Annotated in this window: 7 protein-coding genes and 1 pseudogene; 1 reads left to right on the forward strand and 7 read right to left on the reverse strand. The window is 40.3% G+C overall.

Annotated features, from left to right (window positions below; translation table 11 throughout):
* The 5 genes from GXP65_RS24255 to GXP65_RS24275 all read right to left on the reverse strand — a co-directional run.
* On the reverse strand, positions 1-511 hold a 511-nt coding region (locus tag GXP65_RS24255), incomplete at its 3' end, for a hypothetical protein (protein ID WP_346265912.1).
* 188 nt (positions 512-699) lie between these two features.
* Positions 700-1,038: a hypothetical protein gene (locus GXP65_RS24260; protein WP_162093912.1), complete on the reverse strand. Its 339-nt coding sequence runs from the start codon at positions 1,036-1,038 to the stop codon at positions 700-702.
* A 143-nt stretch (positions 1,039-1,181) separates the two neighbouring features.
* On the reverse strand, positions 1,182-1,553 hold the full coding sequence (locus GXP65_RS24265) for a hypothetical protein (RefSeq protein ID WP_043887406.1): 372 nt from the start codon (positions 1,551-1,553) through the stop codon (positions 1,182-1,184).
* The gene (locus GXP65_RS24270) at positions 1,546-1,983 is read right to left on the reverse strand and encodes a hypothetical protein (protein ID WP_150918945.1); all 438 of its coding nucleotides are present in this window, start codon (positions 1,981-1,983) and stop codon (positions 1,546-1,548) included. The genes GXP65_RS24265 and GXP65_RS24270 overlap by 8 nt, the downstream gene beginning before the upstream one ends.
* 947 nt (positions 1,984-2,930) lie before the next feature.
* Positions 2,931-3,719: a hypothetical protein gene (locus tag GXP65_RS24275; protein WP_162093913.1), complete on the reverse strand. Its 789-nt coding sequence runs from the start codon at positions 3,717-3,719 to the stop codon at positions 2,931-2,933.
* A 307-nt stretch (positions 3,720-4,026) separates the two neighbouring features.
* On the opposite strand from GXP65_RS24275, the pseudogene GXP65_RS25505 reads away from it, so the two are divergent.
* A pseudogene (locus GXP65_RS25505) lies at positions 4,027-4,311 on the forward strand (hypothetical protein).
* Between the two features lie 192 nt (positions 4,312-4,503).
* Here the strand turns inward: GXP65_RS25505 and GXP65_RS24285 are convergent.
* Positions 4,504-5,982, reverse strand: a complete 1,479-nt coding sequence (locus GXP65_RS24285; RefSeq protein ID WP_162093915.1) for a hypothetical protein — start codon at positions 5,980-5,982, stop codon at positions 4,504-4,506.
* A gap of 139 nt (positions 5,983-6,121) precedes the next feature.
* On the reverse strand, positions 6,122-6,739 hold the full coding sequence (locus GXP65_RS24295; protein WP_162860272.1) for a nucleotidyltransferase domain-containing protein: 618 nt from the start codon (positions 6,737-6,739) through the stop codon (positions 6,122-6,124).
* Between the last annotated feature and the right edge of the window lie 137 nt (positions 6,740-6,876).

A 6,876-nucleotide genomic window follows, 5' to 3' on the forward strand; every position in this document is an offset into this window, starting at 1 on the left:
CGGTTGATGCAGAAAATCGGCTTAAATCTGTGTCCGGTATTTGTTGACCACTACACTCACACTCTAACGTTCCATTTACTGAGAGTTTTAGAGGGTTCAAAGGTGTGCAACATTCATCTTCAGGCGCTATGGAGTTTTCGACTTGGTACTTAAAAATGTTGTCTTTATCTTGCCTATAAGTAAACTCACACCCCGAGAACTCACCATTAGTATCGCCAAGAACCATACCATAGCGTGTAACTATCTGAAATCTGTCTTCAAACTCGGTAAAAGTTTGAGAGACAATTTCAACATTCCCCTCATAGCATTCGAATATAGTCTCTGTAAATTCATGTTCGTTCAAAGCACTACTAATATTTACTGGTCGAAAATAAATATAGGGGCGGCAAAGGACACTATTATTGTAGCGAAAGACAACGCTAAGCTCGTCTTCCCCTATGTATTCGTAATCATTTTTATTCAAAGTTATATGCTGCGTGAAGTACGCTAATTTGAGCATTATATCTTTCACTATCTAATACCTTTACTTAGAGCTAACAACGGCTTCAGGAGAATTTTCACATAACGCCGCGTTAAGTGGTGAGCAACGTAGGCCACCGAACCTAAACCATTGTGCCGTAAACGCTAAATTCAAAGCAAACCGAAAACGCCAAGCGTTGGGAATCCGTCTTAAACGCCTTGTTATGCGCTCAGTGCGACTTACCAACTGACTTCCTTGCCACCTTCGACTACGAAGCCTGATGCGATAAGCGAGGTCATTATGAGAACTTCTGTATCCTTCAAACTAAAGTGTTCACTAAGTGCCTTCGCTAGCCCAACCTGAAGTGAGCTTACTGATTTCGGGCTCCAAAGGTTAGGTAAGGTCAAAGTACAAATAGCACTATACTCTTTACCCATTTGCTCGTCTGAACGCATGACTGTTACCGTCATTTCCGACGTACCAATACCGGAATGTTTCCCCCTCTTTTCAATGAGTCCAGTACAGTCACTACTATTTACAGCAACTTGAGGAGAGAGAATACAATTAGCAATAGGCATGTTGACCTCCATTTCTAAAATGACGCATAACGCCGCATTAAGGTGTGAGCGACGCAATACCATGCCTCCGCATACCACCTTAATCACTTAAACCAACGCATGGCAAAAATGCCACGCGTTGCGAATCACTCTTAAATGCTTTGTTAGAATTTTCCAGTCCCGATGATTTCTTCCAAAACAGAATCCATTCCGTACAGCTTTTCTCTGACTATCGAGTTGAGTTCTTTCAATGAGTCCAATGCTTCTTTTGTTCCTAGGACCTCACTTGTATAGACTACAGAGCGAATATCAGCTTCATGCCAATGCTCACTTGGAATTCCCGCCAATTCATTTGCACTAGGGTTTCCTGGATAGTAATGAAGAAAATACTTACCCTCTTTATTCTCTATAATTGACCACGTGTGTTTGTTGTCATAAACAAAGAAACATTCCGAATCCATGTCACCTTGAACAACATTCGTGATTGACCCAGAATTTGAAATCATTGCGTTAATCGCCGTTACAATTTTACTCATTAGTATCTCCGACTAAATGATCAATATTTTTTACGTTAAGGTGTCTGAGACGTTCTCTCAACTCACTGACTAGTGCTCGTTTTTTAGGCTCAGACAACTGCTTTTTGCCTAAAGCATACATATCAATATCAGAGAGAGAAGATGAAAAATGCTGCTTTAACTTATCATTACCTTTGATCTGACCAACGATCTCATTAAGAATATTGACTATTTTTTCATTTTCATTTTCGTCTTTAGCATTGTATTCGTTTAGCTTTTCCAACTTCTCTTTAACTTCGGAAAGAGATAACTGATATGTATAATTCACTAACATTCTGAATACAGCAGTGAAGCTCTCTTTTTTGGCAAGAAACAAATAAATCGCAATCGAAGAGGCTCCAATCGTAACGATGTTGGAAATCAAAGATATCCATTTCATTAACTCATCCAATTCTATCTCCTTTATTAAATGAAAATTCTAACGCCCAATTAACGTGTGAGCAGCGCATACTCTGAACTTGAATACTGCGCCCTAAACACTAAACTCAACCCGAAGTGAGAGCGCCAAGCGTTGCGAATCACTGTTGAATTGTTTGTTATGTTTTACCACAAATGCATGATTTACTTGAGAAAAAACTGCTATTTCTAACTGATTTTCTGAGCTAAACCACAAGGCAAGAACTAACTTGGCCGCCAAAAGCGATTAACCCAAAACCAGTAATTCCGCTTCCCTGCCCAATGAGGCAACCCGACCAAGCACCAACAAGCGCCCTTTCTTTCCAACCAAAGCGCAAAACAATGTTGAATTGCCGAGGCAACTGCCAAGCTAAAATGCCAATTGACTAAGAACCCAAAAGCGACTTTGAGCCAGTTAAACAAGAAGCCAACCGCCACGACCTGACAATGAAGCAACCCAAGAATATTGGCATGTTTTACGGCCAAATAGATTCAAGAACTTAGACCGATAATGCGGATTTGCTGAGTCTACTAGGGGCGAATTGCCAGAGGGACAGAGAACTAGAGCCTAAGACCTTTAAGTCTTTGAATTTAAAGTAAACATAACGCCCAATTAAGGGGTGAACAACGCCTCCACCCAAACCTAAAGCATTGTGCCATAAACACTAAATTTGAAGTAGAAGCAAAAATGCCGAGCGTTGTGAATCCCTCTTAAATTGCTTGTTAGCAACCAAATACGCAATGCCTAAATGAACATACATGCTGCCATAAATAGAATGCGAGCAACTTGATACAAACGAAACAATGACTGATTACTGATGCTAAAACTAAATGATATCCTAATGTTCATGCTGTTAATCCTGTTATGAAAGTTACAACAGGATAACTGCTACTACCAACTACCATACATGACACTAAAATCCCAAAAAGAGAAGAATAGTGTCAGGGTGCCATCCTAATTACTTGTCTCTCAGTTAAATTTGGAATGTCAAAAACCGTAGCAGTAGTAATCGTAACGATGTCACGTAAAGGCTGCCCCGTTTGTTCTCTAAGCTCCTGAGTCAGCCTCCTAACAAAATAACTACGTTTAGCATTTGGATGCTTTGGTTTATCCAGCTTCACAGATGTTGATGACTTGGCACCAGCTATGCCTATATCATCGTCTGATTCCATTTCAGCTATATCGGCTAGAGCTTCACTTAGCAATTTAGGTAAGAGATCAGGCCATGATGCGTAAGACGGATTAGTTTTCTTATGTTGTTCTGGGTCTGTTTCCGGGTCTAGTATTTTTAAAGAGTGCTCCATGATGCTACCCATCATGTGCTTCTGTCTCTTTTTTAAGTATTGTTCCTGATATATACGGTCGTAAGAGCTATGCTGAACTAGTTGCTTTAATTTTAGCGCCGTTTCTCTAACGTCAGCTAACCAATTAGAGTATTCCTTAGGAGTGAGATTATAAGGTTTGATATCCAAGAATAATAAAGAGCACTGCACCATTGAACAAAACAGAGTAGGTTTGATGTTGTACTTCGGTAACCGCTCCCACACACTTTTCATGTCTTCATAAGTTAGTAGACGTTCTATTACGTCCGCATCATCAGTTTCTGGCTCAAGCATAGGAAACTTACGATACCAATATTCTATTTCGCTGGCTTTTTCTTCCCACTCCGATATGACTGATTGCGGTGCCCATTTGGGGAAGTTGGGTCTTTTCATACTAAAATTTGACATACTTTCTCTATGATTTTCGCCAAGACTATGATTGATTGCTAACGCCCTGTTAAGGTGTGAGCAACGCAATACCGAAGCCCCTGCATACCACCTTAAGCACTAAAACCAACGCATAGTGAAAATGCCACGCGTTGCGAATCACTCTTAAACAGTTTGTTAGTCGCGAGGCACCGAGCGACAATTTTAAGCCGAACTAAACTTTGCGAACAACAAAACTTTATGTGCTTTGATGCATTTAAGTCAGGCGTAGTCTCAAACCGACTACTCAATGAAACCACTTGGAACATAAAACGCCGTAGAAAACGGACTGACAACACAAAAAAGCGCTTTTGGAAAACCAATCTAACAGTGCGGACTTTCAACAAAGTCACTGAAACCACGTGAAACTTACCACACCAGAGAAAACGTATTTTCAACGAGTAAATCGGCTTTTGTACCAACAAACTCACCGAGCGGAGTTGCAACCGAAAACAGACTCTCGATTGCCCTGCTCTGCCAGCACCAAAGAACAAAACAACCGCTAGGACAATTTCAGAACTTTGGACTTAAAACAGCTGAAAATGAGTTTGGTCCAACGACAACGAGCCTTTAAATCAAACAAAAAGTAGCCAAACTTTGAGCTTGGAAACATGATTTTGACTGCTAGCTTTTTCTGGAGACTAACGCCGCGTTAAGTAGTGAGCAACGCTACCACAAAACCAAACCATACCACCTTAAACACAAAACCCAACGATGGAATGAAAAATGCCATGCGTTGGGAATCTGTCTTAAACGCTTGTTAGGTTTACGAGCTTAGAGATTTAATATATTCAACCACTAGCCTTTCTTCTGAGTCTGTTAATAAAAACGTTTCTGTCTTTCCTTCAAACTCTTCCTCTGCTCGATAATGTAAGCTCTTAAACTCTTTTTTTACTGACTGTTCTATTTCAAATAGGTCTTCTAGAGAACCATTCAGTTCAATTATTGGACTGAACTCAAAATTTTGAAACCGTTGTCTAGTTTTTTTCTGTGTTATTCCAACCTTGTGTAACACACCATCTTGTAGTGATATTTTTACAAAGTATAAAACACCTGGCGCTTTTGCGAGTTCAGGATTTTTTTTGAAAATACTCCGACTATATCGTCCATTAGACGGCTGGTATACTACGGCTTCTTCTAAACTCATATTATTTAGTCGTGAGTTTAATTGAGCAGAGTTCAAATGATAATAGCTTGCTACTTCCGCTAGAGAACTAAATGTTTTTCCATGAATAACATACCTACTTTCAGTCGGAAGAGGATCCAAGCCCAAACAAACTCGCAGTTCATGACCGTTAGCTTTTCTACCTTGATAAGTAGAAAAGTTAGTTTCCCCAATAGCTTCCCAAGCACTCATAGAACTTCGATATATAATACCGTCTACCTCTACACGATCAGATATAGGCTCTTTGACCGAGCGCTCTGCAGACCAACCGTTATCTCTCATTCTGTTATAAACAAGTGGAGCCGGGACGGAATAAGCCCTTGCTAAAGATGCAACCGAACTATACTCAACACCGTCTACAATATAAGCTCGTTTTCTTATTTTCTTCCTAGCTTTATATGCCTGTGATTGAGGAATTAACAAGCCGCTCTTAAGCCTTCCCTTGGTGATCGCTACTTGATCGGAAGCGCCTCTATTAAGCCTATCGAGAATCGTAGAGACGGACACACCATACTTAACTGAAGCATCATGGACGGAGATCACCTCACCCTTTATGTTCAAAGTTCTCGTTTTCAATGTTCTTCCATCTGTCTTCGGAACAACTTCTAAAGCTTCTTCTATCGACCAGTTATACCTCAGACGAGCAACTAAAGTATTGTATGAACAAACTGGTTTTATTTTTTCATGAGCGGCTCTTAAATTTTCGTATGTGACACCCAATACTTGAACTGAACTACCTCGAGTTTTATGCTGTTTTTCCTTTTTGGTTTTCGTTAGTTTCTTCTTCCCATAAAAGACCTCCTCATCCGAGAATCCTCTATGTACCCGCTTAACTGCCGCATCATATGAAATCCCAGCCGAATCAGCTAACTCTTTGAGTGTTTTGAATTTTTTGTCACCTACAATATAAACTCTATGTATTGATTTATTCTTCTCTTCATTCAGCGCTTTTTCTAAAGTCCAACCTGATTTTACCCGACTGTGAAATGCCGCATAAGTTAACCCCTTACATGCGTGGCGATCGAATAATTCACGATAGGAATCAAACCAAACACCATTATATTCAATTCTATTTGCCATAAGCCTACTTTTACCTAAAACCTAACGCCCTGTTAAGGTGTGAGCAACGCAATACCGAAGCTACCGCATACCACCTTAAACACTAAAAGCAACGCATAGTAAAAATGCCACGCGTTGTGAATCACTCTTAAACAGATTGTTATATGCGTACTACTTGTTTGGCTAATTTACGCAATAAATTAAGGTTTAATGGCTCTTGGTATACTTGCTCAAAAAGACCGTAAACGGACTTATCGTGCTCTCGTAAATAATTAAAACTCTTCTTGGAGCCCAAAAACCACATGCCACGAACCTCAAAGTATAGCTCCAATAGCTCGTATTGAAGCCAAGTTCGACGATAGTTCCCGTCTAAGTTACCATCACTTGCTCGTTCAAGCATTTTACTAATCCATTCTTGAATATGTGCCTTATTTACATCAGACATTGGCTCCTTACCTTCAGCGAGCTTTTGTTTAACTCTGGCAATGTAGCTCTTGCCCAAACCACGTGTATCATGAATTGCTTTCCCGTCTTCGAACCTTAACGACTCATCTGGAATAGAGTCGAGAAACGCTGTGGGATAAACCCACACATCAAGGAATATGCCATGAAACAAGCTAGCATCCTTATGTTCTTCAGGACGATCCCAGAAACAAGCGATATCTATATCACTTGTTTCCGTTGCTTCATTTCGAGCGTAAGAACCATAGAGAATGATAGTATGCGGAGCATATTTTTCTTTCAGTTCTTCAACTGCTAACTCAAGAATATTGTTCATTTTGCCTCCAAGCATATAACGCCCTGTTAAGGGGTGAGCAACGCAATACCGAAGCCACCGCATACCGCCTTAAACACTAAAACCAACGCATAGTGAAAATGCCACGCGTTGCGAATCCCTCTTGAACAGTTTGTTAG

The sequence above is a fragment of the Vibrio sp. LB10LO1 genome (assembly GCF_010092875.1).
In the GTDB taxonomy this organism is placed as follows: Bacteria; Pseudomonadota; Gammaproteobacteria; order Enterobacterales; family Vibrionaceae; genus Vibrio; species Vibrio campbellii.